Source organism: Actinomadura coerulea (genome assembly GCF_014208105.1).
Lineage (GTDB): Bacteria > Actinomycetota > Actinomycetes > Streptosporangiales > Streptosporangiaceae > Spirillospora > Spirillospora coerulea.
The window spans coordinates 106,565-130,935 of sequence record NZ_JACHMQ010000001.1; the positions used below are offsets into that span (position 1 = coordinate 106,565).

General features: G+C 73.3%; 27 protein-coding genes and 3 tRNA genes. 23 read left to right on the forward strand and 7 right to left on the reverse strand.

Translation table 11 applies throughout. From position 1 onward, the window contains the following. Window positions 1-45 precede the first annotated feature (45 nt). The 4 genes from BKA00_RS00505 to BKA00_RS00520 form a co-directional block, all read right to left on the reverse strand. The gene (locus tag BKA00_RS00505) at window positions 46-921 is read right to left on the reverse strand and encodes an NAD(P)-dependent oxidoreductase (RefSeq protein WP_185023050.1); all 876 of its coding nucleotides are present in this window, start codon (window positions 919-921) and stop codon (window positions 46-48) included. Then, window positions 918-1,652: an SDR family oxidoreductase gene (locus BKA00_RS00510; protein ID WP_185023051.1), complete on the reverse strand. Its 735-nt coding sequence runs from the start codon at window positions 1,650-1,652 to the stop codon at window positions 918-920. Before BKA00_RS00510 ends, BKA00_RS00505 begins: the two co-directional genes overlap by 4 nt. Beyond that, entirely contained in the window at window positions 1,649-3,079 is a 1,431-nt protein-coding gene (locus BKA00_RS00515; protein ID WP_230299131.1) for an aldehyde dehydrogenase, read from the reverse strand. The genes BKA00_RS00510 and BKA00_RS00515 overlap by 4 nt, the downstream gene beginning before the upstream one ends. Before the next feature lie 185 nt (window positions 3,080-3,264). Next, window positions 3,265-3,969: an enoyl-CoA hydratase-related protein gene (locus BKA00_RS00520; protein WP_185023053.1), complete on the reverse strand. Its 705-nt coding sequence runs from the start codon at window positions 3,967-3,969 to the stop codon at window positions 3,265-3,267. Window positions 3,970-4,043: 74 nt separating this feature from the next. Here BKA00_RS00520 and BKA00_RS00525 point away from each other — a divergent pair, with 74 nt between their 5' ends. The 11 genes from BKA00_RS00525 (at window position 4,044) to BKA00_RS00575 (ending at window position 11,381) form a co-directional block, all read left to right on the forward strand. Then, entirely contained in the window at window positions 4,044-4,619 is a 576-nt protein-coding gene (locus tag BKA00_RS00525) for a TetR/AcrR family transcriptional regulator (RefSeq protein ID WP_185023054.1), read from the forward strand. 94 nt (window positions 4,620-4,713) lie between these two features. Next, window positions 4,714-6,180, forward strand: coding sequence for a protein kinase domain-containing protein (locus BKA00_RS00530; RefSeq protein ID WP_185023055.1), 1,467 nt, complete (start codon window positions 4,714-4,716; stop codon window positions 6,178-6,180). A gap of 227 nt (window positions 6,181-6,407) precedes the next feature. Next, window positions 6,408-6,481 (forward strand) — tRNA-Leu (locus BKA00_RS00535). 5 nt (window positions 6,482-6,486) lie between these two features. Continuing rightward, window positions 6,487-6,559, forward strand: a tRNA-Leu gene (locus tag BKA00_RS00540). A gap of 26 nt (window positions 6,560-6,585) precedes the next feature. After that, window positions 6,586-6,669 (forward strand) — tRNA-Tyr (locus tag BKA00_RS00545). Between the two features lie 80 nt (window positions 6,670-6,749). Further along, window positions 6,750-7,316, forward strand: coding sequence for a TetR/AcrR family transcriptional regulator (locus tag BKA00_RS00550; protein WP_230299130.1), 567 nt, complete (start codon window positions 6,750-6,752; stop codon window positions 7,314-7,316). Between the two features lie 10 nt (window positions 7,317-7,326). Then, window positions 7,327-8,523 (forward strand): cytochrome P450, encoded by a 1,197-nt coding sequence (locus BKA00_RS40220; protein WP_230299129.1) that lies wholly within the window; start codon window positions 7,327-7,329, stop codon window positions 8,521-8,523. Then, a complete protein-coding gene (locus BKA00_RS00560; protein WP_185023058.1) occupies window positions 8,523-9,302 on the forward strand; it encodes an SDR family oxidoreductase in 780 nt (259 codons plus the stop codon). The genes BKA00_RS40220 and BKA00_RS00560 overlap by 1 nt, the downstream gene beginning before the upstream one ends. Continuing rightward, the gene (locus tag BKA00_RS00565) at window positions 9,299-10,639 is read left to right on the forward strand and encodes a cytochrome P450 (RefSeq protein ID WP_185023059.1); all 1,341 of its coding nucleotides are present in this window, start codon (window positions 9,299-9,301) and stop codon (window positions 10,637-10,639) included. Before BKA00_RS00560 ends, BKA00_RS00565 begins: the two co-directional genes overlap by 4 nt. Continuing rightward, the gene (locus BKA00_RS00570; RefSeq protein ID WP_185023060.1) at window positions 10,636-10,830 is read left to right on the forward strand and encodes a ferredoxin; all 195 of its coding nucleotides are present in this window, start codon (window positions 10,636-10,638) and stop codon (window positions 10,828-10,830) included. The genes BKA00_RS00565 and BKA00_RS00570 overlap by 4 nt, the downstream gene beginning before the upstream one ends. Next, window positions 10,827-11,381 carry a Cif family virulence factor gene (locus BKA00_RS00575; RefSeq protein WP_221492966.1) on the forward strand — a complete coding sequence of 185 codons (555 nt, stop codon included), beginning with the start codon at window positions 10,827-10,829 and terminating at the stop codon, window positions 11,379-11,381. Before BKA00_RS00570 ends, BKA00_RS00575 begins: the two co-directional genes overlap by 4 nt. A gap of 15 nt (window positions 11,382-11,396) precedes the next feature. On the opposite strand, the gene BKA00_RS00580 is transcribed toward BKA00_RS00575, so the two are convergent. Continuing rightward, window positions 11,397-11,870, reverse strand: a complete 474-nt coding sequence (locus BKA00_RS00580; RefSeq protein WP_338072194.1) for a DUF3515 domain-containing protein — start codon at window positions 11,868-11,870, stop codon at window positions 11,397-11,399. After that, window positions 11,863-12,096 (reverse strand): Lrp/AsnC family transcriptional regulator, encoded by a 234-nt coding sequence (locus BKA00_RS00585; RefSeq protein ID WP_185033490.1) that lies wholly within the window; start codon window positions 12,094-12,096, stop codon window positions 11,863-11,865. Before BKA00_RS00585 ends, BKA00_RS00580 begins: the two co-directional genes overlap by 8 nt. Window positions 12,097-12,229: 133 nt before the next feature. Between BKA00_RS00585 and BKA00_RS00590 the strand changes: the two genes are divergently transcribed. From BKA00_RS00590 to thiD, 3 genes are all read left to right on the forward strand, one after another. Further along, entirely contained in the window at window positions 12,230-13,150 is a 921-nt protein-coding gene (locus tag BKA00_RS00590) for a thiamine-phosphate kinase (protein ID WP_185023062.1), read from the forward strand. 102 nt (window positions 13,151-13,252) lie between these two features. After that, window positions 13,253-14,134 (forward strand): cellulose binding domain-containing protein, encoded by an 882-nt coding sequence (locus BKA00_RS39630; protein WP_185023063.1) that lies wholly within the window; start codon window positions 13,253-13,255, stop codon window positions 14,132-14,134. Window positions 14,135-14,198: 64 nt separating this feature from the next. After that, the gene (gene thiD / locus BKA00_RS00600) at window positions 14,199-15,002 is read left to right on the forward strand and encodes a bifunctional hydroxymethylpyrimidine kinase/phosphomethylpyrimidine kinase (RefSeq protein ID WP_185023064.1); all 804 of its coding nucleotides are present in this window, start codon (window positions 14,199-14,201) and stop codon (window positions 15,000-15,002) included. 123 nt (window positions 15,003-15,125) lie between these two features. Here thiD and rpmB read toward each other — a convergent pair whose 3' ends face one another. Next, a complete protein-coding gene (rpmB, locus tag BKA00_RS00605; protein WP_067632165.1) occupies window positions 15,126-15,320 on the reverse strand; it encodes a 50S ribosomal protein L28 in 195 nt (64 codons plus the stop codon). A 185-nt stretch (window positions 15,321-15,505) separates the two neighbouring features. Between rpmB and BKA00_RS00610 the strand changes: the two genes are divergently transcribed. The 9 genes from BKA00_RS00610 to rpmF all read left to right on the forward strand — a co-directional run bounded on the left by BKA00_RS00610 (window position 15,506) and on the right by rpmF (window position 24,339). Continuing rightward, entirely contained in the window at window positions 15,506-17,101 is a 1,596-nt protein-coding gene (locus tag BKA00_RS00610) for a DAK2 domain-containing protein (RefSeq protein ID WP_185023065.1), read from the forward strand. A 32-nt stretch (window positions 17,102-17,133) separates the two neighbouring features. Beyond that, the gene (gene recG, locus BKA00_RS00615; protein ID WP_185023066.1) at window positions 17,134-19,323 is read left to right on the forward strand and encodes an ATP-dependent DNA helicase RecG; all 2,190 of its coding nucleotides are present in this window, start codon (window positions 17,134-17,136) and stop codon (window positions 19,321-19,323) included. Between the two features lie 57 nt (window positions 19,324-19,380). Further along, window positions 19,381-19,461: a putative leader peptide gene (locus tag BKA00_RS40755; RefSeq protein WP_364416785.1), complete on the forward strand. Its 81-nt coding sequence runs from the start codon at window positions 19,381-19,383 to the stop codon at window positions 19,459-19,461. Between the two features lie 62 nt (window positions 19,462-19,523). Beyond that, window positions 19,524-20,387, forward strand: a complete 864-nt coding sequence (locus BKA00_RS00620; RefSeq protein ID WP_185023067.1) for a HEAT repeat domain-containing protein — start codon at window positions 19,524-19,526, stop codon at window positions 20,385-20,387. A 406-nt stretch (window positions 20,388-20,793) separates the two neighbouring features. Then, window positions 20,794-21,360, forward strand: coding sequence for a 16S rRNA (guanine(966)-N(2))-methyltransferase RsmD (gene rsmD, locus BKA00_RS00625; RefSeq protein ID WP_185023068.1), 567 nt, complete (start codon window positions 20,794-20,796; stop codon window positions 21,358-21,360). Window positions 21,361-21,390: 30 nt separating this feature from the next. Continuing rightward, window positions 21,391-22,842 carry a peptidoglycan D,D-transpeptidase FtsI family protein gene (locus BKA00_RS00630; protein ID WP_185023069.1) on the forward strand — a complete coding sequence of 484 codons (1,452 nt, stop codon included), beginning with the start codon at window positions 21,391-21,393 and terminating at the stop codon, window positions 22,840-22,842. 93 nt (window positions 22,843-22,935) lie between these two features. Continuing rightward, window positions 22,936-23,418 carry a pantetheine-phosphate adenylyltransferase gene (coaD, locus tag BKA00_RS00635; RefSeq protein WP_179843344.1) on the forward strand — a complete coding sequence of 161 codons (483 nt, stop codon included), beginning with the start codon at window positions 22,936-22,938 and terminating at the stop codon, window positions 23,416-23,418. 95 nt (window positions 23,419-23,513) lie between these two features. Further along, window positions 23,514-24,158, forward strand: a complete 645-nt coding sequence (locus BKA00_RS00640) for a YceD family protein (protein ID WP_185023070.1) — start codon at window positions 23,514-23,516, stop codon at window positions 24,156-24,158. Window position 24,159: 1 nt separating this feature from the next. Next, window positions 24,160-24,339, forward strand: a complete 180-nt coding sequence (gene rpmF, locus BKA00_RS00645; protein ID WP_149257815.1) for a 50S ribosomal protein L32 — start codon at window positions 24,160-24,162, stop codon at window positions 24,337-24,339. Window positions 24,340-24,371 lie beyond the last annotated feature (32 nt).

Consider the following 24,371-nt stretch of genomic DNA (forward strand, 5'->3'; position numbering starts at 1 on the left):
TTGCCTGTGGGGGGGCGACCCCCCACACCCCCCGGTTCGCTCCGCTCAGTCATGGGCCTCTCCCTCCAAACCGAGCCCCGCACCGAACCGATCGAGGGCCATCCGCGCGAGCGGGGCGTCAACCCCCAGCTCGTCCGCCAGCTCCAGCGCCAGCGCCAGATCCTTCTCACCGAGGTCCCGCGTGTGCCGCAGGATGTCGTACAGGTCGTCGTCCGGCGCCAGCGGCGCGGTCGTCGGCCGCAACATGATCGAGCCCGCGCCGCCGGTGATCGCGTCGGTGTGCCGGACGACCCGGCCGAGCTTGCGCAGCGACACCCCGGCCGCCTCCGCGAGCCGCTGCGCCTCCGCGGCCGCCGTGAACGAGACGAAGTGCAGCATGTTGCGGGCCAGCTTCGTGCGGGTGCCCGCCCCGACCGGCCCCATGTGCAGGACGAGGTCCGCCCAGGCACCGAACGGCTCGCGGCACCGCTCGAACGCCTCGTCCGTCCCCCCGACCATGACCGCGAGGCTGCCCGCGCTCGCCCCCATGAACCCGCCGCTCACCGGCGCGTCCACCACCTCGATCCCGTAGCGCCGCGCCTGCGAGGCCAGGTCCTCGGCGGTCCCCGCGCGGATGGTCGAGTGGACCGCCAGGACCGTGCCCGGACGCGCGCTCGCGAGCACCTCCGCGCCCACCTCCCTCACCTGGGCGTCGTCCCGGACCATGATCGAGACCAGGTCGCAGTGCGCGGCCACCTCCGCGACGCTCCTCGCGGCCCGCGCGCCCGCCTTCACCAGCGGCGCCATGGCCTCGGCCCGCGCGTCGTACACGGCCAGGCCCCGGCCCGCCAGGTGGGCCGCCATCGGCGCCCCCATCTGCCCGAGCCCGACGAAGCCGACCGCCGTGCGTTCGCCCTCCGGGGGGACGCGCGCGTCGCTCATGCCCGGAACACCTCGCCGCCGTCGACGTTGACGATCTGGCCGGTGATCCACGCGGCGTCGTCCGACAGCAGGAACAGGCAGGCGCCCACCAGGTCCTCGGGCGACCCCATCCGCTTGAGCGCCATCTTGTCCCGGACGATCTTCTGCGACATGTTCCCCGGCACGACCGCGCGGTTGGCCTCGGTGTCGATCGGGCCCGGCGCGATCGCGTTCACGCGGATGTTCATGCCGCCCAGCTCGTGCGCGAGCTGCTGCGTGAGCCCGTTGACGCCGACCTTGGCGAGCCCGTAGAAGCCCGAGTACTGCCAGGCCGCCGTGGACGACTGGTTGACGATCGAGCCACCGCCGCGCGCCTGCATGTGGGGATGGCAGGCACGCGCGCACAGCAGGGCGCCGTCCATGTTCACCGACATGAACTTCTTGTAGTAGTCCCAGTCGACGGTGAAGAGGAAGTCCAGCTTCATCGTCCCGAAGATGGCGGCGTTGTTGACGAGATGGTCGATCCCGCCGAACCGCTCCACCGCCTCCCCGGCCATGGCCTCGACGGACGCGGGGTCGGACACGTCCGTCCGCACGAACAGGCCCTTGATGTCGTCCGCGACGTCCCGGCCGCGCTCGTCCACGTCCGCGACGACCACGTGGGCGCCCTCGGACGCCAGCGCCCGCGCGTACGCCTCGCCGATTCCCTGCGCGGCCCCGGTGACGACCGCGACCTTTCCCTCGAACCTCACACGCCCTCCGCGATCGCCTTGGTCTCCAGGTACTCCTCGAAACCGGCCACGCCCATCTCGCGGCCGATGCCCGACTGCTTGTAACCCCCGAACGGGACGTCCGCGCCGTACCAGACGCCGCCGTTGACGCTGACCGTCCCGGTGCGCAGCCTCCTCGCGACTCCGCGCGCCCGCTCGACGTCCCCGCCGTGCACCGCGCCCGACAGCCCGTACGGCGAGTCGTTCGCGATCCGCACCGCGTCGTCGTCGCCGTCGTGCGGCAGGATCACCAGCACCGGCCCGAAGATCTCCTCCCGCGCCGCGCGGGAGTCGTTGGTCAGCCCGGTGATCAGCGTCGGCTCGATCCAGAACCCCTTGTCCCGGCCCTCCGGGCGGCCGCCGCCGCAGGCGAACGCGCCGCCCTCCCCGGCGGCCAGCTCCAGGTAGCCTTCGATCCGCTCGCGCTGCCGCGCCGAGATGACCGGGCCGCAGATCGTCCGGTCGTCCTGCGGGTCGCCGGCGCCGAGCTTCGCCAGCGCCTTGGCGGTGATCTCGACGGCCTCGTCGTGGCGCCCGCGCGGGACGAGGATCCGGGTCGTGATCGCGCACCCCTGCCCGGCGTGGGTGATCCCGGCGAACGCCGCGTACGAGCACGCGGCCCGCAGGTCGGCGTCGTCCAGCACCACGAACGCCGACTTGCCGCCGAGCTCCAGGAACACCCGCTTGAGCGTCGCGGCCGCGCCCGCCATCACGTCCCGTCCCGTCGCCGTGGACCCGGTGAACGACACCAGGTCGACGCGCGGGTCCCGCGTGAGCTGAGCGCCCAGCGCGTGATCGGACGAGGTGACCACGTTGACCACGCCCGGCGGGATGTCGGTCTCCTCCGCGATGACCTCGCCGAGCACCGCCGCGCACCAGGGCGTGTCGGGCGCCGGCTTCAGCACCACCGTGTTGCCCGCCGCCAGCGCCGGACCCAGCTTGGCGAGGTTGATCTGGTGCGGGAAGTTCCACGGGGTGACGGCGCCGACGACGCCCACCGCCTCCCGGACGACCCGCCGGTGGCTGGGCATCCCCATCGGCTCGGCCCGTCCGAGGTCCCGCTCCCAGCCGTAGCCCTCGGCCAGGTCCGCGAACCACGCCAGGTCGTCGACGGGCGCGTCCAGCTGGGCCCCGAACGTCAGGAACCTCGGCGCGCCCACCTCCTGGATCGTGAGTTCGCGCAGCTCGTCGGCCCGCCGCCGCAGCCCCTCCCGGAGCTGCCGCAGGCACCGCGCGCGGAAGGCGTGGTCGGCCGCCCACCGGGTCTCGTCGAACGCGCGGCGCGCGGCCGCGATCGCCCGGTCCATGTCGTCCGCGGAGGCGTCGGCGGCGGTACCGAGCACCTCCTCGGTCGCGGGATTGATCGTCTCGAAGGCGCCGCCCGCCCCGGGGACGAGACGCCCGTCCACCAAAAGCAAGCGATCGTTTGTTCTGGACACCTGTCCAGACTACAGTTCAGCCCCCGCCGCGACGCAAGACGCCCCCGCAAATTCACCCGGCCCGCCTTACCGCGGACTCCTTTCGGCTGGACGCGTGGCTGGCGCGTAGCCCCGCTCCGGGGCCCTCGTCCGCGTTCGGCGGAGGGGCCCTTCCGTTACCTGGGAGTGGGCAGGGCGGAGAGGGCGAGGGCTGTCTCGTTCTTCAGGGCCTCTGGCTCGGGAAGAGTGTGCTGCGCCAGGAGTGAGGTCCGGGCCGCCTGGAGGGCCGGGGCGGGGAGGGACGCTATCCGGGCGGCCAGGATCTGCGCCGTTTCCAGGGCTTCGCCGGGTGGGGTGACGGTGGTCAGCAGGCCCCAGTCCGCGGCTTCCCGGGCAGGGATGCGGCGAGCCGTCAGGAGGGCGTCCAAGGCGCGAGGCTGTCCCACCAGGCGGGGGAGCCGGACGGTGGCGCCGTCCAGGGACGGGAGGCCGTGCTCGAAGTTGAGCAGGCCGAACTCGGCGGTCTCCGACGCCACGCGCAGGTCGCACCACAGGGCCAGTTCGAAGCCGCCGCCGAAGCAGTAGCCCTCGATCGCCGCGATCACCGGCTTGGACGGGCGGGCGCGCGTGACCGCCATGGGGGGCGGGCCGTCGGCGGTCGGGGCGGGGAAGTCGCCCGCGGCCATCGCCTTCAGGTCGCTGCCCGCGCAGAAGGTGCCGCCGGCACCGGTCAGCACGGCGACCTTCGCGTCGCCGTCCTCGAAGTCGCGGACCGCGCCGGCCAGCCGCCGGGCGGTCGGCCCGTCGACCGCGTTGCGGCGGGCCGGGCGGTCGAGGGTGATGACGTGGACGGGCCCGCGGCGTTCGGTTCGCACGGTCATGAGGCGCCTCCTGAATAGATCGATCGTCATAGTAGATAGATCGATCTAGTCAGGGCAATGGCTAGGGTGTCCCCATGACGCGCGACACGCGGACCCGGCTGCTGGAGGCCAGCGCCCAGCTTTTCCGCGAGCAGGGGTACGCCGGGACGGGGCTCAAGCAGATCACCGCTGCGGGGGAGGCGCCCTGGGGGTCGCTGTACCACTTCTTCCCGGGCGGGAAGGAGCAGCTGGGGGCCGAGGCCGTGCGGCACTCGGGCGATCGGTACCTGCGCTTGTTCGATCTCGTGTTCGCGGGTGCCGACCAGGACCTGGGGCGGTCGGTCCTCGACATGTTCCGGCTGAGCGCGGAGGCGCTGGAGAGGTCGCAATGGGGCGACGGGTGCCCGATCGCGACCGTGGCGCTGGAGGTCGCCAGCACGAGCGAGCCGCTGCGGCACGCGTGCGCGGAGGTTTTCGCGTCGTGGGAGCTCTCACTCGCGCGGAGGCTGACGGGGGCCGGGATTCCGGAGGGGCGCGCGAAGGACCTGGCCACCTATGTGCTGTGCGCCTTCGAGGGGGCGCTCGTGCTCAGCCGGACGGCGCACGACGTCCGGCCGCTGGAGGTGACGGCCGAGGTGGTGGCCGGGACGTTGCGGGCCGAACTCGGCTGAGCGCGCGGGCCCGCAATGATCGCGGACGGGGCCGCGTGATGTGTGGGGATGTGCCAGGCTTGTAGGGCCGATCGCCGTCCCGAGGAGTATGTCCGTGCCGTACGCCGACCTGCCGGAACGCATCGGCCCCTACCGGGTCGTCGACCGTCTCGGTGAGGGCGGCATGGGGACGGTGTACGCGGGGCTGGACGCGTCCGGGCGGAAGGTCGCCCTCAAGGTGATCCGGCGGGAGTACGCGGCCGACCGGCAGTACCGCGCCCGGTTCGAGGCGGAGGTCGCGGCGGCGAAGCGGGTGCGACCGTTCTGCACGGCGCCGGTCCTGGACGCCGACCCCGCCGCGGACCCGCCCTACCTGGTGACCGAGTTCGTCAACGGCCCCAGCCTCGACGACGCCGTCGCGAAGGACGGCCCGCTGCGCGGCGCCGACCTGGAGGCCGTCGCGGTCGGCATCGCGACCGCGCTGACCGCCATCCACGACGCGGGGGTGGTGCACCGGGACCTCAAGCCCGCGAACGTGCTGCTGTCCACCTTCGGGCCGCGCGTCATCGACTTCGGCATCGCCCGCTCGCTGGACGGGACGCGCCTCACCGCGACCGGCGGCATCGTCGGCACGCCCGCGTTCATGGCCCCCGAGCAGCTGGACGGGCGCGGCGCGAGCCCGGCGTCCGACGTGTTCGCCTGGGGCGCGACGGTGGCCTTCGCGGCGCGCGGCGGGCCCTGCTTCGGCGGCAACTCGCTCCCGGCGGTCATCCACCAGATCATCAGCGGCGAACCCGAACTGGGCGGGCTGGACGGCATGCTGCTCAAGGCCGTCCAGGCGGCGCTGGCCAAGGACCCGGCGCTGCGGCCGTCCGCCCAGTCGCTGCTGGACGGCCTCATCTCCAGCGGGGTCCGGCAGTCCGCGCCCTCCACGCAGCAGAGCCGGGCGCCCGGCCGGCATCGCGCCGAGACGCCGTCCCAGCCGCACACTCAGGGTGGGGACCGCGCCGCCGGGACCGAGGCGCCCGGGACGCAGGCGCCCGGCGTCGCTCCGGCCCTCGCCGCGGGGGAGGCGGCGGCGCTCGTCGAGGGGCAGTACCGGCAGGCCGCGCAGGCCGGCGACCCCGCCGCGATGCGCAACCTCGCCGTCCTGCTCAGCGGGCAGGGGCGGACCGCCGAGGCGGAGAGCTGGAGCCGCTACGCCGACGCGATCGACGCCCGGCAGGCCGTCTACCAGCAACCGTCCGTCTACCAGCAACCGTCCGGCTACCAGCAGCAGACCGGCTACCAGGGCCACCCGACGCAGGCGCCCCACCAGTACCCGGCCGCGCACCATCCGCACGGAAAGCCGCCCATGAACAGCCTCGCGATCTACGCGGTGTCCATGGGCGCGGTGGGGCTGATCACGTGCGGGCTGCCGTCCATCCCCGCGATCATCGCCGGGCACATGGCCTGGGTGCGGCTGCGGCGCTCCGGCGAGCGCGGGCTCGGGCTCGCGGTGACGGGGATCGCGCTCGGCTGGATCATGGTCGCGTTCTGGGCGCTGATCGCCTTCGGCGCGGCCCTGCCGGACGAGACCTGAGGGGAAAACCCGTTGCGGCCCTCGCGCCGCCGGTGGCACCGTTGACGACGTCAGCCCGTCCGACGGCGACGGTGACGCGAGACGTCCGAGAGGAGGACCGGCCATGGCTCTGGAGCGGTATCGACTCCGACTGCCCTCGGCGTCGCACGCCCGCCCCGGCCGGTATCCCCTCTCCTAGAGGCCCCGGCCGAGCCGCCGCGAGCGACGCCCGTCCTCGCGAGTTCCACGCGGCTCTACTCCAACCGGCAGAGAGACCACTCTCAGGAAGTGGACGTTCCGGGTTCGAATCCCGGGAGCCGCACGCATGCCTCCGTAGTCCAACGGCAGAGACGGCAGCATGAGGTGCTGTGCGCTGGGGGTTCGAATCCCTCCGGAGGTACGGCGCGGGCCCCGCGGCCCGCGCGAGGGGCGGCGCCGACGTTCGGAGAGTCGGGCTTGGCTGTAACCCAAGTGTCGCTGACTGAGTGGGTTCGAATCCCACCCGCCTCACCCTGGGACGACTCGCCGGGCGTTGCACGCGGCCATCTTCTGAACTAATGTCTGGACACGTGTCCGGAAAACCCGAACCCATGACCGAGCCCACCCGGCGCCGCCTCACCGAGCGGCAGGCCGACACGGTGCGGCGGCTGACCGACGCCGCCGTGGTGGAGGTCGGCGAGACCGGCTACGAGGGCCTGACCGTCCGCAACGTGGCCCGCCGCGCCGGCGTGGCGCCCGCGACCGCGTACACCTACTTCGCCTCCAAGAACCACCTGATCACCGAGGTGTTCTGGCGGCGGCTCAGCGCCCTGCCCCCGGTCGAGGCGGACGGGACGCTGCGCGAACGGGTGGTGGCGACGCTCCGCGAGATCGCGCTGCTGGTCTCGGACGAGCCGGACCTCGCGGCGGCGTGCACCACCGCGCTGCTCGGCACCGACCCCGACGTCCGCGAACTGCGGATGCGGATCGGCTACGCGATCCGCGAACGGCTCCGCGCGGCGCTGCGCGAGCACGACGCCCCCAAGATCCTCGGCGCGCTGGAACTGGCCTACACCGGCGCGCTCCTGTACGCGGGCATGGGCTACACCTCCTACGCCCGCATGGCCGACCGGCTCGCCGAGATGGCGGAGCTCATCCTGCCCGAACCCCCCGAGTGAGGTGACGGCCGTGGACCCTGCCGCGCAGGTCTCCTACAGCCCCTTCGACTACGCCGTCCACGAGGACCCCTACCCCCTCTACGCGCGCCTCCGCGAGGAGGCGCCCCTCTACCGCAACGACGAGATCGGCTTCTGGGCGCTGTCGCGGCACGCCGACGTGTCCGCGGCCTTCCGCGACCACGCGACCTTCTCCAACTCCCACGGCGTCTCGGTGGAGCCGAGCGCCTGGGGCCCGCACGCGCCCCGGACGATGTCGTTCCTCGCGCTCGACCCGCCGCGCCACACCCGCATGCGCGCCCTGGTGTCCAAGGGCTTCACGCCGCGGCGCGTCAAGGAGCTGGGGGACGGCATCCTGGCGCTGACCAGGCGGTATCTGGAGCCGGCCCTGGAGAAGGGCGAGTTCGACTTCGTCTCCGACTTCGCCGGCCTGCTGCCCATGGACGTCATCTCGGAGATGATGGGCGTCCCCGAGGCCGACCGGGCCGAGGTGCGCCGGCTCGCGGACACGGTCGTCCACCGGGAGGAGGGGCTGAACGACGTCCCGCCCGCGGGGATGGACGCGGCGCTCACCCTCGCCGGCTACTACCAGGACATGGTCGCCGAGCGGCGCCGCGCGCCGACCGGCGACCTGACCTCCGCGCTCCTGGACGCCGAGATCGACGGCGACCGGCTGGACGACGAGGAGGTCATCGCCTTCCTGTTCCTGATGGTGGTCGCCGGGAACGAGACCACCACCAAGCTGCTCGCCAACGCCCTGTACTGGGGCGCGCGCAACCCGGACCAGGCCGCCAGGCCGCTCCGCGATCCGGCCCGCGTGGACGACTGGGTGGAGGAGACGCTCCGCTACGACACCTCCAGCCAGATGCTCGCCAGGAAGGCCGTGCGCGACGTCGAGCTGCACGGGCGGCGCGTCCGCGAGGGCGACCGCGTGCTCCTGCTGGTCGGGTCGGCCAACCGCGACCCCCGCGTGTTCGACGACGCCGACGCCTACGACCTCGACCGCGACACCTCGCAGCTCGTCAGCTTCGGCGGCGGACGGCACTTCTGCCTCGGCGCCAACCTGGCCCGGCTGGAGGCGCGCATCGCGCTGACCGAGTTCGTCCGCCGCGTCTGCGCCTACGAGGTCGACCACGACGGCGCCGAGCGGGTGCACTCGGTGAACGTCCGCGGTTTCGCCGCCCTGCCCGTGCGCGTGGAGGTGCGCTGATGCCCAGGTTCGAACCCCATCCGCGGCGGCGCACGGCCGTGGTGACCGGCGCCTCGTCCGGGATCGGCGCGGCGACCGCGACGGCGCTGGCGATGGCCGGGCACCCGGTCGCGCTCGGCGCGCGGCGCGCCGACAGGTGCGAGGAACTGGCCGCGACGGTCCGGGCCGGCGGGGGAGAGGCCTTCGCGCACCCGCTGGACGTCGCCGACTCCGACTCGGTCAAGGCGTTCGCCGCGGCCGCCGCCGACGCGCTCGGACCCGTCGAGGTCGTCGTCTCCAGCGCCGGCGACCTGTCCGCCGGGCGCCTGCACGAGCTCGACACCGCCGAGTTCCTCGCGCAGGTGCAGGTCCACCTCGTCGGCGCGCACCGGCTCGTGTCGCAGTTCGTCCCGCAGATGGTGGCGCGCCGGCGCGGCGACATCGTGTTCGTCTCCTCCGACACCGTCCCCGCGCCGCGCTCCTGGACGGGCGCCTACGTCGCGGCCAAGAACGGCGTCGAGGGGATGGCCCGCACCATGCAGATGGAGCTGGAGGGGACGGGCGTGCGCGCGTCCATCGTCCGGCCCGGGCCGACCGCGACCGGCATGGGCATGAGCTGGGACGCGGAGACGACCGGCGCCGTCCTGGAGGACTGGGCCAGGTGGGGCCACGCCCGCCACCCCTACTTCCTGCGCCCGTCCGACGTCGCCGCCGCCGTCGCCGCGATCGTCGCGACCCCGCGCGGCGCCCATCTCCGGCTAGTCGAGGTACAGCCCGAAGCACCGTTGGAGGAGTCGTGACCGCACTGGTGGAGCCGCGCGTCGTGTCGGGCGGGCCCGACCACCTGGAGGAGCTGCGCTCGGACCCGATCGGGCTGATGCGGCGGGTCCGGGACGAGTGCGGCGACGTCGGCGAGTTCCGCCTCGCCGGACGCCGCGTCGTGCTGCTGTCGGGCGCGGAGGCCAACGAGTTCTTCTTCCGCGCCCCCGACGAGGAGCTGGACCAGGCCGAGGCGTACCCGTTCATGACGCCGATCTTCGGCGAGGGCGTGGTGTTCGACGCCACGCCGGAGCAGCGCCGCGAGGCCCTGCACAACCAGGCCCTCAAGGGCTCGTTCATGAAGGGGCACGCCGCGATGATCGCCGCCGAGGTCGACCGGATGGTCGCCGGCTGGGGCGAGGAGGGCGAGATCGACCTGCTCGACTTCTTCGCCGAGCTGACGATCTACACCTCGTCCGCGTGCCTGATCGGGCGCAAGTTCCGCGAGCAGCTCGACCGCCGGTTCGCCGACCTGTACCACGACCTCGAACAGGGCACCGACGCGATCGCCTACGTCGACCCCCACGCCGACATCGACAGCTTCCGGCGGCGGGACGCGGCGCGCGCGGCGCTGGTGGAGCTCGTCCAGCAGATCATGGACTCGCGGCCGCCGGACCCGCCCCGGCAGGACCGCGACCTGCTCGACGTGCTGATGTCGATCAAGGACGCGGACGGCACGCTCAAGTTCGACGCCGACCAGGTCACCGGCATGTTCATCTCGATGATGTTCGCCGGGCACCACACCACGTCCGGCACCGCCGCCTGGACGCTCATCGAGCTGCTCCGCCACCCCGGCGTCCTGGACGGCGTGGTCCGCGAACTGGACGAGCTGTACGACGACGGCCGCGAGGTGTCGTTCCAGGCGCTGCGCGCCATCCCGAACCTGGAGTCGGCGGTGAAGGAGGCGCTGCGGCTGCACCCGCCCCTGATCCTGCTGCTGCGGGTCGCGCAGTCCGACCAGGAGGTGCTCGGGCACCGCATCCCCGCGGGCACGATGGTCGGCTGCGGCCTCGCCGTGTCCAACCGGATCGAGGAGGACTTCCCCCACGCCGACGCCTTCCACCCCGAGCGCTACGTCGCGCCCCGCGAGGAGGACCTGCTCCACCGCTGGACGTGGGTGCCGTTCGGCGCGGGCCGGCACCGCTGCGTCGGCGCGAACTTCGCGATGATGCAGCTCAAGGCCATCTTCTCGGTACTGCTGCGGGACTGGGAGTTCGAGCCCGCGCAGCCGCCGGAGAGCTACCGCAACGACCACTCGAAGATGGTCGTCCAGCTCGCCCAGCCCTGCGCCGTCCGCTACCGCCGGAGGCGCCGGTGAGGATCGAGGCCGACCTGGACCTGTGCCAGGGGCACGCCATGTGCGAGCTGGAGGCCCCCGACGTCTTCGAGGTGCCGCCCAGGGGCAGGGTCCGCGTCCTGGACGCCGAGCCGCCCGAGGACATGCGCGCCGAGGTGGCCTCCGCCGTCCGCTACTGCCCGACCCAGGCCCTCAAAATGCTGGAGACATGATGCCCGCGTTCCCCCGTGAAGAGCTCGACGCGATGGTCGGGCACTGGCTGGAGGCCAACCGCCGCTGCGAGGAGGCCGGCGACTGGCGCCCGCTCGCCGACCTCTACACCGAGGACGCCACCTACGGCTGGAACATCGGCCCCGACCAGGACTTCATGGCCGTCGGCCGGGACGAGATCCGCGACATCGCGCTCGGCTCGGAGATGGGCGGCCTGGACGGCTGGACCTACCCTTACCAGAGCATCCTGGTCGACGAGCGCAAGGGCGAGGTCGTCGGGTTCTGGAAGCAGGTCGCCGACGCGAGCCGCCCCGACGGGACGCCCTACGAGGTGCTCGGCATCGGCGGGTCCTGGTTCCGGTACGCGGGGGACCGCCGGTGGTCGTGGCAGCGTGACTGGTTCGACCTCGGCAACGTCACCTCGGTGTTCGTCGAGATGATGAAGGCCGGGGTGCTGTCGGACGGGATGCGGCGGCGGCTGGAGCGGGCGGCGTCCGGCGAGCCGATCCCCGGCTACTACCCGCGGGGGGAGAGCCCCGTCCCGATCTGGTGACCAGGGGGTCGCCGCTCAGATCTGCCCCTCGGGCTTCGCCGGGATCGTCGCCTTGATCGCCGGCCCCAGCTCGATCAGCACGTCGCCGGCCGGGTTGTACTTCGGGGGCACCGTCACCTCGACGTAGGCCTGCCGCGCCACCGCGGTGAAGGTCACCGGCCGGTCGGCGGGCTGCCCGAACCAGTCGATCCCGTTGATGGTCACCAGCTCCGAGGTCTGGCGGAGCGTGGCGGGGCGGGGGACGCCGCAGCGCAGCGCGATCGCGGGGGAGCCCCACGCGGCGGTGAGCGGCGAGTCCGGGGAGGCGTCGCGGCGCTTCTGCCCGTGCACCGTCTCGGGCAGCCGCAGCCCCTGGCAGAGCCGCTGGGTCGCCGCGTCCGGGCTCGGCACCGGGACCTGCACGGCCCCGTCGCCGCACGCCGCGGCGAGCAGCGCGAGGCCGCCGAGGGCGGCGATGAGGCGGTGGGGCGCCGGGGAACGGTCAGATATGGACGATCGGGCACGTGAGGGTCCGCGTGATGCCCTCGACGGCCTGGATCTGCGCGACGACGAGCTTGCCCAGCTCGTCCACATTCCGCGCCTCCGCTCGGACGATCACGTCATAGGGTCCGGTGACGTCCTCCGCCCGGGTCACGCCGGTGATGCCGGAGATGTGGGCCGCCACCTCGGCCGCCTTGCCGACTTCGGTCTGGATGAGGATGTAGGCCTGCACCATCACGTCCTCCCCAAGCGGAGAATCAACCGTCGGAAGGTTCACCGTATCGTGTTACGCGCCGCCGCGGGCGGTCGGGGTACGGCGTGCCCGGTACGAACCGGGAGGAAACCGAGAAAGCGGGGGAACGGCGCAAATGGGCACGATCGGGGAGCTGGGCGAGTTCGGCCTGATCGGCCGTCTGACCCGGCGGCTGCCCCAGGGCCCGGCGGTCCGGCTCGGCCCCGGGGACGACGCCGCGGTGATCGCCGCGCCGGACGGCCGCGTCGTCGCCACCACCGACCTGCTCGTGGAGGGGCGGCACTTCCGCCTCGACTGGTCCGGCCCCTACGACATCGGGCGCAAGGCCGCCGCGCAGAACCTCGCCGACGTCGTCGCGATGGGCGCGAACCCCACGGCGCTGCTCGTCGGCTTCGCCGCCCCGCCCGCGACCGGCGCCGGCTGGGCCGAGCGGCTCTACGACGGGCTCGCCGACGAGTGCCGCGCGGCGGGGGCGTCCGTCGCGGGCGGCGACGTCGTGGCCGCGCCGCAGGTCACCCTCGCGATCACCGCGCTCGGCGACCTCGGCGGCGCGGCGCCGCTCACCCGCTCCGGGGCCCGCCCGGGCGACGTCGTGGCCGTCCGGGGCAGGCTGGGCTTCGCCGCCGCCGGGCTCGCGCTGCTGGAGGCCGGGCGGGACGGGCCCGAGGAGCTGATCGCGGCGCACCGCCGTCCCGAGCCGCCCTACACCGCCGGTGAGGAGGCGCGGACCCACGGCGCCACCGCGCTGCTCGACGTGAGCGACGGGCTCGTCCAGGACCTCGCGCACATCGCCGCCGCGAGCGGCGTCCGGATCGACCTCGACACCGCCTCCGTGCCCGTCCCCGAGATCCTCGGGCCGGACGGCCTGCGCCGTGTGCTCACCGGCGGAGAGGACCACGCCTTCGCCGGGACCTACCCGGCGGACGCCGTCCTGCCCCCGTCCTGGAGGCGGATCGGGACCGTCGCCGAAGGGGCCGGAGTGCGGGTGGACGGAGGCCCGCCGCCCCCCGGGGCATGGGACCATTTCCCAGGCTGAACGTCCCGGTGTGGTCGGCGCGTACAGCCGTGTGCGTTGACACATCCGGTAGGCATGCTTGGGACGGGTTTGGTATACATCCTGTGATCGAAGAGGGATGGGATGGGACGACACTCCAGGCTTGAGCAACCGGACGACGACCCCGTACCGGGCGCCGAAGCGCCGGGAGGGCCGTACTTCGGGGCTCCGGTCGACCCCTCCTACGACCTCTTCTCCGGGCCGACCGACGACCGGGTGTACGTCTCTCAGCACGACCAGGTCAGGTCGGGTCCGCCGCCGGTCACTGAGCGCCAGCACGACCCCCCGCCGGACCCGTACCGGTTCGCCCCGCTCCCCGGGGACTATCCCGGCGACTACCCGGGCGCTCCCCCGGCGGCGTTCACCGAGCAGCCGCGCGGGCTGCCGCCCGAACCCGGCGACGCGCCCGGCACGCCGGAGCCCGGGACGGGCGGCTCGGGCGGGAACGGCTGGACGAAGATCGTCTCCGTGCTGCCCCTCCCGCTGCTCCCGATCGTCGCGCTGGTCATCGCCGTGGGGATCGTCTCCTACGCGCTGAGCACCCAGCAGATCTCCCTGAACTTCGCGGGCGGCTCCCCGAAGACCTCCCAGACCGACCCGCGCGACAACCAGATCACCGAGCGCGGCCCCGGCGGCCGCGCCAGCCGGGGCGCGAGCCGCCCCGACGGCCTCCTCATCGGCTTCCGCGTCGCCTCCCGCACCCCCGGCGGGTTCAAGGCCACCGCCACCATCGCCAACCGCGGGCAGCGCCCCGTCACCGCGTGGGCGCTCGCCTTCACGATCCCGAACGCCTCGGTCACGGCCGTCCAGGGCGCCACCGTCGTGCGGACCGGCCAGGTCGCCTTCGTCCGCGGCCGCACGGCGATCGCGCCCGGCCGCAGCGTGCGGATCGTGTTCGCCGCCCAGGGCACGCCGTCCAGGCCGTCCAGCTGCGTCCTCAACAAGCTGCCCTGCACGCTGGTCTGAGCGCGGGCGGAACAGTGGCTCCGGCGGATCGCCGCTTCCCGCAGATCACCATAAAGTGGGCTGTATGACGCGCACTGCCTCCGCCCCGCCCCTCGTGCTCACCATCGCGGGCTCGGACTCCGGCGGCGGCGCCGGAATCCAGGCGGACCTGAAGACCATGCTCGCGCTCGGCGTCCACGGGATGAGCGTCGTCGCCGCCGTCACCGCGCAGAACTCCCTCGGCGTCCAGGGCTACTGGGAGCTGCCCCCCGAGGCCGTGCGCGCCCAGATCGACTCCGTGGTGTCCGACATCGGCGTCCACGCGATCAAAACCGGCATGCTCGCCTCCACCGCCCTCGTCGAGGTCGTCGCCGAGGCGCTCGCCGCGTCCGACGCCCCCGCCGTCGTCGACCCGGTCGGCGTCTCCAAGCACGGCGACGCCCTGCTCGCGCCGGAGGCCGTGGACGCCGTCCGCTCGGCGCTGCTGCCGGCCGCGACCGTCGTCACGCCCAACCTGTACGAGGTGGAGCAGCTCACCGGCGTCAAGGTCGTGGACGAGTCCGGGCTGCGCGAGGCCGCCGAGGCGGTCAAGGAGCTCGGCCCCGCCTGGGTGCTGATCAAGGGAGGGCACCTGCCGGGCGAGCCCGCCGACCTGCTGTTCGACGGGGAGCGCGAGCACCGCTTCACCGCGCCCCGGCACGACAACCGGCACACCCACGGGACCGGCTGCACGCTCGCGTCCGCCATCGCCTCGAACCTGGCGCTCGGCGACGACGTCCCGGCGGCGGTGGCCAAGGCGAAGGAGTACGTGACGGGCGCGATCGCGGCGGGCTTCCCGCTCGGCGCCGGCATCGGCCCCGTCGACCACGCCTGGCGGTACCGCGACTGAGCGCCGCCGCGGCCGCCCGGCGGGACGGCACCGCCCGAGAACGCGAAAGTCGGCTCACCGGGAATCCCGATGAGCCGACCGAAGCCGTGAAGAGGACCGCCCCGCGGGGACGGCCCGGGAGGCTCAGACCGTCGGCTTGACGATCTTGCCGGCCTTGATGCAGGACGTGCAGGCGTTGATCCGCTTGGTGCTGCCGTTCACGACGGCGCGCACGCGCTGGATGTTGGGGTTCCAGCGGCGCGGGGTGCGGCGGTGCGAGTGGGAGACGCGCATGCCGAAACCGGGTCCCTTGCCGCAGACGTCGCAGACGGAAGCCACGGGAAACTCCAAGTGGTGTCGATGCTCTGATCGGAGCGCCACCCGGCTGCCGCCTCGGGCGGGCCGGGCATCATGGACGCTCACTGATGAGCGCCACGAACGTGGCGCGTGGACCAGACTAGCCGACAGCGCGACGGGTTAGCGAATCGGCGGCGCCGCGGCCCGGCGGCGCGGAAGGGAGCACGGTGGCCCCCGATGATGCGGCGGTCCTCGACGGCGCGGCGGTGCGGCGGTGGTGCAGGCTCGCGGCGGAGGCCCTCGGGCGGACGAGGGCCGAGATCGACGCGCTCAACGTGTTCCCCGTCCCGGACGGCGACACCGGCACCAACCTGCACCTGACCGTGATCGCGGCGGCCGACGCCCTCGATGAGCCGCCGGGCGCCGCGGACCCGTGGCGGACCCTGGCGCAGGGCGCGCTGATCGGCGCCCGGGGCAACTCCGGCGTGATCCTCAGCCAGGTGTTCCGGGGCCTCGCCGACGTCCTCGGACCGCTGGAGACGCCCCCGGACGGCGCCTCCTTCGCGGCCGCCCTCGACCACGCGTCCGTCCTGGCCCGCGGCGCCGTCGAGCATCCCGTCGAGGGCACGATCCTGAGCGTCCTCGCCGAAGCCGCCAAGGCCTGCGCGGCGGGCGCCGGAACCGGGCTCGCCGAGGCCGCGCGGGCCGCCGCCGCGGGCGCCCGGCAGGCGCTGCGCCGCACCCCCGGCCAGCTGGAGGTGCTGGCCCGCAGCGGCGTCGTGGACGCCGGCGCGGCCGGGCTCTGCGTGGTGCTCGACGCCCTCGCCGCCGTGGTCACCGACGAGTACCCCGAGCGGTACGACGTCCCGCCCCGCACCGCCGGGACGCCCGCGCTCCCGGGGCGGACCCGGGCGCCGCAGGGCTTCGGCTACGAGGTGATGTACCTGCTGGACGCGCCCGACGACGCCGTCCACACCCTGCGGGAACGGCTCGACGGCCTCGGCGACTCCCTCGTGGTGGTCGGCGGCGACGGGCTGTGGAACGTGCACGTCCATGTCGACGACGCCGGAGCCGCCGTCGAGGCGGGCATGGCGGCGGGACGCCCGCACCGGATCCGCGTCACCTACCTGGACGCCGCCGAAGGCGGACCGCACGCGCCGCACACCGGCCGTGCGGTGGTCGCCGTCACCGCCGCCGACGGCCTGGCCGCGCTGTTCGAGGAGAGCGGCGCCCGGGTCGTGCGGCGCGAGCCCGGAGCCGTCCCCCCGCTCGCGGTGCTCGCCGAGGCCATCCTCGCCGCGGGCGACGAGGTGGCCGTGCTGCCGAACGAACCGGAGGTCCTCGCCCTCGCCGAGGCCGCCGCCGAGCGCGCGAGGGACGGCGGGGCGCGCATCGCGGTGGTCCCGACGAAGGCGTCCGTCCAGGGGATGGCGGCGCTCGCCGTGCACGACCCGCTGCGCCGCTTCGCCGAGGACGTGATCGAGATGACCCGCGCCGCCGGCGCCACCCGCTTCGGCCACCTGGAGGTCGCCGCGCAGGAGGCGGTGACGAGCGCGGGCCTGTGCCGGCCGGGCGACGTCCTCGGCCTGATCGAGGGCGACGTCGCGACGATCGGCGCGGACCTCGCCGCGGTGGCCCGCGACGTCCTGGACCGGATGCTGTCGGGCGGCGGCGAGCTCGTCACGCTGATCCCCGGACGGCACGCGCCGGCCGGCCTCGCCGCCGGCCTGGAGGACCATCTGCGCCGGCGGCGCCCCGACGCCGAGGTCGGCGTCTACGCCGGTGACCAGGAGCGTTACCCCCTGCTCATCGGCGTCGAGTGATTCCCGTCGTCCCCATCGGCTAGAAAAGACCTGTGGCAACTCTCGACGAGCCGTTGCGCAAGGTCCTCGGCGACAAGACGGCCAACGCCCTGAAGAAGGGCCTCGACCTGCACACGGTCGGCGACCTGCTGCACCACTACCCGCGCCGCTACGCCCACCGCGGCGAGCTGACGCAGCTCAGCGGCCTGCAGGACGGCGAGCACGTGACGGTCATGGCCGAGGTCGTGAAGGTGCAGGGCCGCTCCCTCACCCGCAGCCCCGGGTACGTCCTGGAGATCACCGTCACCGACGGGACCGGCGAGCTCAAGCTCAGCTTCTTCGGCCGCAAGGGCTCCTACCGGCCCGAGAAGGAGCTGTCGCCGGGCACCCGCGGCCTGTTCGCCGGGAAGATCAGCACCTACGTGCCCCGCAGCGGCCGGACCGTCCGGCAGCTGACCCACCCGCAGTACAAGGTCGTCCACGAGAAGGGCGCCGAGGAGGCCGCGCAGGAGTGGGCGGACGAGATCATCCCGATCTACCCGTCCGCCAAGTCGCTGCCCATCGAGGCGATCAGCACGTCCGTCGAGACCGTCCTCGACCAGCTCGACCTCCCGGACGACCCCATGCCCGACGCGCTCCTGCGCCGCCGCCACCTGACCGGGCTGCGGGAGGCGTACGAGGGCATCCACCGCCCCCGCACCTGGGACGAGCTGGGCCGCGCCAAGGCCCGCCTCAAGTGGGACGAGGCCTTCGTCGTCCAGGTGGCCCTGGCCCAGCGCCGCGTCGCCGCCGCCGCCCTCCCCGCCAAGCCCCGGCCCCCGTCCTTCGAGGGCATCCAGTCGGAGTTCGACGCCCGCCTCCCCTTCGAACTCACGAAGGGCCAGCGCCAGGTGGGCGACGAGATAGCCGCCGACCTGGCCGAGCACCACCCCATGCACCGCCTCCTCCAGGGCGACGTCGGCTCGGGCAAGACGGTGGTCGCGTTGCGTGCGATGCTGCAGGTGGTGGACGGGGGAGGGCAGGCGGCGCTGCTGGCGCCGACCGAGGTGCTGGCGCAGCAGCACTACCGGTCGATCACCGGGATGCTCGGCGACCTGGCGCAGGCGGGGCAGATCGGCGGCGCCGAGCACGCCACCCGGGTGGCGCTGCTGACCGGATCGCAGGGGGCGAAGGCGCGCAAGGAGGCGCTGCTGGAGGCGGCGTCCGGCGCGGCCGGGATCGTCGTCGGCACCCACGCGCTGCTGCAGGAGACCGTCCAGTTCGCCGACCTCGGGCTCGTCGTGGTGGACGAGCAGCACCGGTTCGGCGTCGAGCAGCGGGACGCCCTGCGCGAGAAGGTCGACGGCGGCCGCCCCCACGTGCTGGTCATGACGGCGACGCCGATCCCGCGCACGGTGGCGATGACCGTCTTCGGCGACCTGGAGACCTCGGTGCTCGGGCAGCTCCCGGCGGGCCGGTCGCAGATCCAGACGCACGTCGTGCCGCCGGAGAAGCCCGCGTTCCTCGCCCGCACCTGGGAGCGGATCAAGGAGGAGGCGGTGAACGGCCGGCAGGTCTACATCGTCTGCCCGCGCATCGGCGAGCAGGAGGGCGACGAGGGCGACGCCGTCGTCGCCGAGGAGGGCGAGCGCCGGTCCCCGCTGGGGATCATGGAGGTGCTGCCGAAGCTGGAGGAACTGCTCGACGGGCTGCGCATCGGCGTCCTGCACGGCAAACTGCACCCGGACGAGAAGGACGCGGTGATGCGCCGCTTCACCGCGCGGGAGCTGGACGTCCTGCTCGCCACCACCGTCATCGAGGTCGGCGTGGACGTGCCCAACGCCACCGTCATGGTGATCATGGACGCGGACCGGTTCGGCGTCTCCCAGCTCCACCAGCTGCGCGGGCGCGTCGGACGCGGCTCCCTGCACGGCCTCTGCCTGCTCGTCACCGACGCCGCGCCGGGCAGCAAGGCCCGCGAGCGGCTGGACGCGGTCGCCTCCACCACCGACGGGTTCAGGCTGTCCCGGCTCGACCTGGAGCAGCGCCGCGAGGGCGATGTGCTCGGCGCCGCGCAGGCCGGCCGCTCGTCCAGCCTGCGGCTGCTCACCCTCCAGCGGGACGAGGACGTGATCCGCGACGCCCGCGAGGAGGCCACCGCCCTCGTCGCCGCCGATCCCGACCTGTCGGACCATCCCGGCCTGGCCACCGTCCTGGCGTCCCTGCTGGACGAGGAGCGCGCGGACTTCCTGGAGAAGGCATAACAGATATTGCCGACCTATTTGGTTGACATTAGCGTCCGGGCGGGACACGATGAACGCGTGAACCCGAGTCGTGCGCTGATCGCCCGCCTGCACGTCGACCTCCGGCGCCAGGCGAGCGCCCTGTGTTCCCGTCACTGATCCCGAGCCCCCGGCGGGCCCTGCCCCGCTTCCGGATCCGACGGCCGACCAGGAGGCCCCCCATGACTCGCACCATCCGGCTCGACCAGGCGGAGGAGTCCCTCCGCGACCCCGACCCCGCGACACGCGCCGCCGCCCTCGCGGCGCTCGCCCGGGCCGCCCGCGCGGGAGAGGCGCCCCGCGGCACCGGCGACACCTTCGCCTGGGCACTCGCCGACGACCACGAGGACGTCCGCCGCGTCGCCGCCGACGCGCTGCGCGACCTGCCCGAGCTCTACTTCGGCGACGACGGCGTCGACGCCCTGCTCCTCGCCGCTGCCGGCGGCCGCGACACCGCCGTCCGCGACACCGCCGCCGACCTGATCGGCATCCTCGCCAAGGGCGCCGGCGAACTGTACGCCCAAGGCTTCGAGGACGACGAACCGCAGATCCGCATCCAGGCCGTCCTCGGCCTGGTGGCGCTGCGCGAGACCGCCCGCGTCGCCGAGGCCGCCGACGACCCGTCCCGCGAGGTCCGCGTCGCCGTCGCCGAAGGCCTCGGCCGCCTCGCCCGCCCCGCCGGCCTGCCCGCGCTCGAACACCTCCTCACCGACCACGACCCCGTCGTCCGCATCGCCGCCCTCACCGCCGCCGCCGAACTCGGCGTCCCCGAACCCCTCGAAGGCCGCGTCGTCACCGCCATCGCCCACACCAACTGGCAGGTCCGCTGCCACGCCGTCCGAGCCCTCGCCAAGGCCCGCCCCGACGTCGCCGTCCGACCGCTGCTCAAAGCCCTGCACGACCGCACGGTCGACGTCCGCCGAGCCGCCGTCCAAGCCCTGGAACAGTGGGCCACCGACACCCCGGAGGTCGTCACCGCCCTAACCGAAACCCTCGCCGACCCCGACCCAGGCGTCCGCACCCAAGCCCGCTGGAGTTTGGCGTAATTTTGCTTTTTCCCCTCCTTCGGGCGCTGAGCGCCTCCATCGTCGCCAAAAGCGGGCGATCGCCGGCATCGCTTCGTCTCGCCTTGCGGCTCGCTGCGCGATCAGATTCTCGCTTCGCTCGAAGCTGCCCTCGGACGCGATCGCGGCCCAGGCTGTCGCGTGGTTCTGAGGTGGCTGAAGCAGGCGCAGTAGTGGGTTTCGGTTGGCCTGCACGACTCGCCTGGCGGCTCGCTGGGCGGTGAGGGGTCTCGCACTCGCTCGAACTTGGCTTCGTCCGGGGTCGCGATGAGGACGTGGCCGGTCCATCGGTCCGGAGAGCGGACCGGCCGCGAGCGGGCCGTCAGCGTGGCACGGCGCTGGCGGCCCGCCAAGGCCCGAAGGAGGAGAAGAACGCAATAATAAAACCGTGAGTCGGGTTATTGCGGGGGTTGCTGGGGGGCGGCGGTTGGCTGTGCCGGCGGGGCGGGATACCCGGCCGACCAGCGATCGTGCGCGGGAGGGGCTTTTCTCCACGGTGCTGGCGTTGCTCGGGCCGCTGGACGGGCTGCGTGTCGCCGACCTGTACGCGGGATCGGGGGCTGTGGGACTCGAAGCGCTGTCGCGGGGGGCCGCTCACGCGCTGCTGGTCGAGTCGCATCCGCGGGCGATGAAGGTGATCCGGGAGAACGCCGGGACGCTCGGGCTGCCCGGTGCCGTCCCCTGTGCCGACAAGGTGGAGCGGCTCGTCCGCAAGGCGCCGGACGAGCCCTACGACCTGATTTTCGCCGACCCGCCGTATGCGCTGGCGGACGCGTCCGTGACCGCTCTGCTGGAGGCGTTGCGCGACAACGGGTGGGCGTCCCCGGACGCGTTGGTCGTCGTGGAACGCGGGGCCCGGGGCCCGGCGCTGGAGTGGCCCGACGGGTACGAGGCCGAGCGAGAGCGGCGTTACGGCGAGGCGGTGTTCTGGTACGGCCGGGCCGTCGGCCGTTGACATTCCGGCGGTTCGGGTAGGGGAACGCCCATGAAGCCCGGGATCGACCGCGCGGTGGCGCGCACCTGGGTCATCACCTTGCTCCTGTTTCTGGCGCTGATGGTGAACGTCACCTACGTTCAGGGCTTCCAGGCGCAGAGTCTGCGGGACGACTCGCTCAACGCCCGCCAGTTCGAGGACCGCTTCAAGATCGACCGGGGGCCCATCGTCGCGCGCGGCGAGCGGCTGGCCTGGTCCGAGCAGGTCGGCGACGACCGCTTCCAGCGCCGCTACAAGGACGGCGCCGCCTTCGCGCCGGTGACCGGCTACTTCTCGGTGTTCTCGCAGACCGGTCTGGAGGAGGCCGAGAACCACTTCCTCGACGGGACCGACGCCCGTCTCGCCACCTCCAACCTCGTCGACAAACTGATCGGCAAGCACGTCCCCGGCGGGACGGTGGAGTCCACGATCGACCCCGACGCGCAGCGCGCGGCCTACGGGGCGCTGCAGTCCAGCGGCGCCCGGCGGGGGGCCGCGGTCGTCCTCGACGCGCGCACCGGCGCGATCCTGGTGATGGCCTCCGCTCCGTCCTACGACCCGAACGAGGTCTCCACGCTCGACCGGAAGCGGGCGACGGAGGCGTTCGACCGGCTCGGCGACCAGCCGCGCAAACCGCTGCTCAACAAGGCCGCCTACGAGCTGTTCCCGCCCGGCTCCACGTTCAAGACCGTGGTCGCCGCGGCGGCGCTGAGGTCCGGCACGGGCGCGGACACGCAGGTCAAGGCCGGACGCAGCTACAGGCCTCCGGGCGCCGGGCAGGCGATCAACAACGACGCGGGCGACATCGGAGGCTCCTGCGACCTCCCCCGGATCCCCCTCATCGAGGCGTACGCGCAGTCCTGCAACACGACGTTCGCCTACATGGGCGCCCAGAAACCGGGCAATGGCGCCGTCAACGCGCAGGCGGGCAGATTCGGGTTCGGCGACCGCATCGAGTTCGCGGACGGTCTGAAGAGCGCCGCCAGCTCCTTCCCGGCGACCGACCAGCCGTCGCTCAGCGCGCTCGGCTCCATCGGGCAGGGCAGCGCGGTCGCGTCGCCGCTGCAGATGGCCATGGTCGCCGCCGCGGTCGTCAACGGCGGGGAGGTCATGCGGCCCCGGCTGGTGGACAGGCTCCGCGCCCCGGACGGGTCGACGGTCGACAAGATCTCGGCTCGGCGGCTGTCCCGGGCGCTGCCCGGGGACCAGGCGAAGCAGCTGCGGGACATGATGGAGGCCGTGGTCGAGCGGGGCACCGGCAGGTCGCTGCGGGGGACGTCCATCCTCGGCGGCAAGACCGGGACGGCCGACGTCGAGGGCGCCTCCTACAACGACCGCTGGTTCATCGGGTTCGGTCCGCGCAGCGATCCCCGGTACGCCGTCGCGGTGATGACCGAGGCGTCCGGCTACGGCAAAGAGTCCGGCCCGATCGCCGCGAGGATCGTCGATGCGCTGGACGGCTGAGGAGGCCCCGCCGAGCCCGGTGGAAACCCGGCCGAATGCGATTTGGTACGTTCACGCCGCAGGTCAGAAACCGGGACCGAAGGGGTTCGCGCCGTGCGCCGTGTCGTCTGTCCGGGATCGTTCGACCCCGTCACCAACGGGCATCTCGACATCATCAGCCGCGCCTCCCGCCTCTACGACGAGGTGGTCGTCGCCGTGCTGATCAACAAGAGCAAGAAGAGCCTGTTCACCGTGGACGAGCGCGCCGACATGATCTCCGAGGTCACCCGGGAGTACGGCAACGTCTCGGTCGACACCTTCTACGGGCTCACCGTCGACTACTGCAAGGAGCAGGACATCCCGGTGATCGTCCGGGGCCTGCGGGCCGTGAGCGACTACGAGTACGAGCTGCAGATGGCCCAGATGAACCACCGGATCGCCGGCGTGGAGACGCTGTTCATGGCGACGAACCCCGAGTACGCCTTCCTGTCGTCCAGCCTGATGAAGGAGGTCGTGAGGTTCGGCGGGGACGTCTCCGGCCTCGTCCCCGACAGCGTCCACGACCGGCTGGTGCAGCGGCTCCAGAAGGACGGCTGACGGGCCTGCCCCTGGTGGACGGGCCGCGAGTTGGGTCAGCGCCCGGTGTTCGGTACCCTGGGACATCGGCCATCACAGGCGGCCGCCGTTCCACCATGCCTCACGAAAGCAGGATTCCGCTGACACGCAACGACCCCAGCGCCCCGTTCAAGCTCGACACCCGAGCTCTGAGCAGGCAACCCGGGTCGTCGCGGGAGGAACACCTGACCGTGCCGGCACCGGAGAATTTCGGCGTCGAGATGGTGGGCGTCCCCGAGGGCGCCGCGATCGAGCTGGACCTCCGGCTCGAAGCGGTCCTGGAGGGGGTGCTCGTCACCGGCACGGCGACGGTCCCCCTCAAGGGGGAGTGCTCCCGCTGCCTCGACCCGATCGCCTCGGACTTCGAGGCGGACTTCCAGGAGCTGTACGTCTACGACGACACCCGCTCTGGCGGGAACGCCGACGACGACGAGCTCCGCCTCGAGGGCGACCTGATCGACCTCGAACCGGTCCTGCGGGACGCGGTGGTGCTCGCACTGCCGCTGTCCCCGCTGTGCCGGGACGACTGCCCGGGCCTGTGCCCGGACTGCGGTGCGCGGCTCGCGGACGTCGAGCCGGGCCACCGCCACGACGTCGCCGACCCCCGGTGGGCGGCGCTGCGGGACCTTGCCGGCGACGTGTCGCCGGCAGCCCCCGACCGGGGGAACGGGAGCTCCGGCACCCGTGATTCATCGGATCGAGAAGGAAAGCAGGAGGGCTGACGTGGCCGTCCCGAAGCGGAAGAAGTCGCGCAGCAACACGCGGCACCGGCGCGCGCAGTGGAAGACCGCCGCGCCGAACCTGGTCGAGTGCCCGACGTGCCGCGACCACAAGCTGCCGCACACCGCGTGCGCGACGTGCGGTACCTACGACCGGCGGCAGGTCATCGCCCCGTCGGCCTGAGTCTTCTCGCATCCTGGGGGGCGGATCCGCGT